This window comes from Arthrobacter sp. TJ-58, assembly GCF_058269295.1.
Genome location: NZ_JBZCNM010000015.1, coordinates 1 through 558, shown reverse-complemented (window position 1 = coordinate 558; position 558 = coordinate 1). Strand labels below are relative to the sequence as shown.

1 rRNA gene is annotated in these 558 nt (G+C 55.2%); it reads left to right on the top strand.

Annotation, left to right across the window (positions count from 1 at the left end):
• Positions 1 to 216 (top strand): 16S ribosomal RNA (locus AC4D2W_RS17285); the annotation flags it as partial.
• Positions 217 to 558: the final 342 nt, after the last annotated feature.

Genomic DNA, 558 nt, shown 5'->3' with positions numbered 1-558 from the left:
GAAGTTGGAGTCGCTAGTAATCGCAGATCAGCAACGCTGCGGTGAATACGTTCCCGGGCCTTGTACACACCGCCCGTCAAGTCACGAAAGTTGGTAACACCCGAAGCCGGTGGCCTAACCCCTTGTGGGAGGGAGCCGTCGAAGGTGGGACCGGCGATTGGGACTAAGTCGTAACAAGGTAGCCGTACCGGAAGGTGCGGCTGGATCACCTCCTTTCTAAGGAGCACCTCAGAGTGTTCATGTCCTTCCACAGTGTTGGATGTGTGCTTTGCAGGAGATGCCCATATCGGAAGCATATGTTTTCCGGTGGGTGCTCAAGGGTGGAATATCAATAAGCAGGTTCCCGGCGTTGGTCCGGGCAGCAGAGTACGCCGTACCAGGGTTCCCTTCGGGGGATCGTGGAGCATGGTTGGAAATGTTGTCCCGGTTCCGAGTACCGGGTTTTTCCGTTTGGCACACTGTTGGGTCCTGAAATAACAGGACCGAAGAATTCGAACCAAGAACATGGTTGGAAGGACACGGGTACGTGTTGTTTCTGGTTGTTCCTGCGCAGGTCTG